1 protein-coding gene and 4 pseudogenes are annotated in these 2,936 nt (G+C 73.3%); 2 read left to right on the top strand and 3 right to left on the bottom strand.

Annotated elements, in window-relative coordinates:
* Together EAO70_RS08575 and EAO70_RS08570 are read right to left on the bottom strand one after the other, a co-directional pair.
* Positions 1–933 (bottom strand): ABC transporter permease (locus EAO70_RS08575; protein WP_148002410.1); only part of this gene is annotated, 933 nt, incomplete at its 3' end.
* Positions 930–1,925: pseudogene (locus EAO70_RS08570) on the bottom strand (ABC transporter substrate-binding protein); the annotation flags it as partial. The pseudogene EAO70_RS08570 and the gene EAO70_RS08575, both read right to left, overlap by 4 nt.
* 161 nt (positions 1,926–2,086) lie before the next feature.
* On the opposite strand from EAO70_RS08570, the pseudogene EAO70_RS39035 reads away from it, so the two are divergent.
* Positions 2,087–2,185, top strand: a pseudogene (locus EAO70_RS39035) (ABC transporter substrate-binding protein); the annotation flags it as partial.
* 71 nt (positions 2,186–2,256) lie between these two features.
* Here EAO70_RS39035 and EAO70_RS08555 read toward each other — a convergent pair.
* A pseudogene (locus tag EAO70_RS08555) lies at positions 2,257–2,778 on the bottom strand (ABC transporter substrate-binding protein); the annotation flags it as partial.
* On the opposite strand from EAO70_RS08555, the pseudogene EAO70_RS08550 reads away from it, so the two are divergent.
* Positions 2,665–2,936 (top strand): annotated as a pseudogene (locus EAO70_RS08550) (ABC transporter substrate-binding protein); the annotation flags it as partial. The pseudogenes EAO70_RS08555 and EAO70_RS08550 sit on opposite strands and share 114 nt — an antisense overlap.

Genomic DNA, 2,936 nt, shown 5'->3' with positions numbered 1-2,936 from the left:
GTCTGCATCCTCGTCTACGGGCTCCTCGGGCTCACCGCGGACGTGGACGTCCGCGGTGAGCCCGAGGAGCCCGTAGACGAGGATGCAGACGGCGAGGATGTCGGTCCGGGCATAGCTCTGGGCCTGTGACATCAGATAGCCGATGCCCTCGGTGGCGTTGATCTCCTCGGCGGCGATCAGGGCGATGACGCTCAGCGTCATCGAGAGCCGCAGCCCGGCGAGGAGGGAGGGCAGGGCTCCGGGGAGGACCACCTGGCGGACGATCGCGAGGCGGCCGAGACCGAAGCTCCGCATGGCCTCGACGAGTTTGCGGTCGGTGTTGCGGACGCCCCCGCTGGTGGACACGTACATGGGGAAGGTGGTGGCGACCGCGATGAGCAGGATCTTCGCGGTCTCGTTGATGCCGAACCAGACCATGAAGAGGGGCACGAGGGAGAGGAACGGGATCGTGCGGAGGGTCTGGAGGGAGGAGTCGAGCAGTTCGTCGCCGAGCCGGGTGAAGCCGGTGGTGATGCCGAGGGTCAGTCCGGCGGCGAGACCGATGACCAGCCCGATCCCCGAGCGGGTGAGGGAGGTGGCGAGCGCGTCGGGCAGCTGTCCGTTCCCCCAGAGTTCTCCGACGGCGCCGATGACCTGGGCGGGCGAGGCTAGCACGTCGGGGGTGAGGAGGCCGGTCGCGGAGGAGGCCCACCAGAGGCCGAGCAGGGCGACGGGGCCGAGTGCGCGGACGGTGAGGGAACGGGTACGGGAGCGGGCGCGGCGGACGTGGGGCCGGGGGCTGACGAGTCCGGCGGTGCCGGGGTCGTCCACCGGCTTCTCTCCGGCCGGTGCGGGCGGGACGTCGGGGGCGGTGGCCGTGGCCGTGGTCGAAGCCGTGGTCGTGGCCGTGGCCGTCGTTGTGGTCGTAGCCGTGGCCGTGGTCGGTGCCGTCATGACAGCTTCTCCACGTCGAGGAGGTGGGCGGCGATGTCGACCTTGTTCGGGGTGACCTTCTGGTCGGCGTAGAACCGGGCGACCGTCTCGAAGCGCTTGATGTCCGCCGGGCGGATCGGGTCGACGGTGCCGCCCTTGCCGACGAAGGAGATCTGGACTTCGCGGGCCTTGCCGTTGACGGCGGTGGGCCCGGCGTCGGTGAAGACGTTGAGGTAGGCGGCCGGGTCCTTCCGCTCCTTCGCGCTGTTCTCGTGGAGGTAGTCGTAGAGCGCGCGGACGACCTCGGGATGCTCCTTGGCGAAGCCCGAACGGACGGCGTTGAGGCTGTAGTTGTCGGAGCCGATGGCGGCGCCGTCGGTGAGGAAGCGGGCCTTGCCCGCGCCGATCTCGGCGACGGCGTAGGTGGACCAGACGGCCCAGGCGTCGACCTGGCCGGCGTTGAAGACGGCGGCGGTCTGGTCGGGCCGCAGATAGACGCGCTCGACCCGGTCGGCGGGGACGCCGGCCTTCGCGAGGGCCTTGAGCAGCAGGTACTCGCCGGTGCCGCCCTTGTTGACGGCGACCTTGCGGCCGACGAGGTCCTCGACGGAGTCGATGTCCGAGCCCTCGCGGACGAGGATGCCCTCGCCGACGGGGTCGGGGGCCGTGGCGGTGAAGAAGGCGAAGCCGGGGCTCTGCGACAGGGAGGTGATGCCGGAGGTGATCGAGCCGGTCGCGATGTCGAGCTGGTCGGCGTTCATCGCCTGGGCGGCGGGCGCGAAGGGCCCGGCGCTGCCGGTCCACGCCACCTTGGCGCCGACGGCCGCGAGCGCCTTGTCGAGGCTGCCGTCCTTCTTGCCGCGGGCGAGGACGCCGGCGTTCCCGGGGTCCGGGATGCGGAGGGTGACGGTGCCCTTCGCTCCGCCCTTCCCGTTCCCGGAGGCCGGGCCGACGGCCGAGTCGGCGGCGGGGCTCCCGCCGCAGGCGGTGAGGAGGGCCGCAGGCGGTGAGGAGGCCGGTCGCGGAGGAGGCCCACCAGAGGCCGAGCAGGGCGACGGGGCCGAGTGCGCGGACGGTGAGGGAACGGGTACGGGAGCGGGCGCGGCGGACGTGGGGCCGGGGGCTGACGAGTCCGGCGGTGCCGGGGTCGTCCACCGGCTTCTCTCCGGCCGGTGCGCTCGCGGCCGTCGGCGCCAAGGTGGCGTGGACCGGCAGCGCCGGGCCCTTCGCGCCCGCCGCCCAGGCGATGAACGCCGACCAGCTCGACATCGCGGGAAGCCTCCATRACGCCTGCCCCCGTTCCCGACACCCTCTGGTTCACCCGCTGCCCCGTGCCCACCGCCACCGGCGGGCCGCCTCGACGGCGAGCGCGCCCTTCACGTAGACAGCGTCGACGTCGCCCCGGCGCAGGGCGTCGAGTTCGGCGGCCCACTGGCCCCGATGTCCGTCGGCGGGTACGTCGACGAGGCGGGCGTCGTCGAGGCCGAACCCGGCGGAGGCCAGGGCCCCTTCGAAGCCGCGCAGGGCCATGGCCCGCCAGAAGTCGATGGGGACCGGGTGCCGGGGCAGTGCGAGCCGCAACCCGCGGAGCGCGGCGGCTCCCCGCACCGGGGAGCCCGGCGCGACGAGCACCACCTGGCGCTCCTCGATCCAGGTGAGTCCGACGAGCCTGGTCCGCTCACCACGCGAACGGGCCCACAGGGCAGGCACGTTGCCGCCCTCGCGGAACAGTCCGGGCAACGCGTGGGTGAAGTGGGTGGCGCGGTCGSCGCCGACCGCGGCTGGCTGGAAGGGGAGTTCGCGTCCGACGGCATCGCCGTCCGCTCCCTCCAGGACGCCGAGCCCGGCGCCGACCGCGCCACCCACTTCACCCACGCGTTGCCCGGACTGTTCCGCGAGGGCGGCAACGTGCCTGCCCTGTGGGCCCGTTCGCGTGGTGAGCGGACCAGGCTCGTCGGACTCACCTGGATCGAGGAGCGCCAGGTGGTGCTCGTCGCGCCGGGCTCCCCGGTGCGGGGAGCCGC

This window comes from Streptomyces sp. adm13(2018), assembly GCF_008042145.1.
Taxonomy (GTDB): domain Bacteria; phylum Actinomycetota; class Actinomycetes; order Streptomycetales; family Streptomycetaceae; genus Streptomyces.
Note: the sequence above shows the minus strand (reverse complement) of the source record. Positions and strands in the feature narration are given on the sequence as shown.